Genomic DNA, 231 nt, shown 5'->3' on the forward strand with positions numbered 1-231 from the left:
GGGTGGACGGACCTCTGGTTTGCCGGTTGTCGCGCCAGTGGCATGGCCGGTTGGCTACGTTCGGAAGGGATAACCGCTGAAAGCATCTAAGCGGGAAGCCTTCTCCAAGATGAGGATTCCTTGACACGAAAGTGTTGTGACCCCCCATGTGGATGACGTGGTGGATAGGCCGGGTGTGGAAGCCGTGCGAGCGGTGGAGCTGACCGGTACTAACGGGGGAACGGCAATCCC

General features: G+C 60.2%; 1 rRNA gene. It reads left to right on the plus strand.

Annotated elements, in window-relative coordinates:
- Nucleotides 1-231: ribosomal RNA gene (locus tag EMO90_RS12050) — 23S ribosomal RNA — on the plus strand; the annotation flags it as partial.

Source organism: Bifidobacterium vespertilionis (assembly GCF_008698145.1).
Taxonomy (GTDB): Bacteria; Actinomycetota; Actinomycetes; order Actinomycetales; family Bifidobacteriaceae; genus Bifidobacterium; species Bifidobacterium vespertilionis.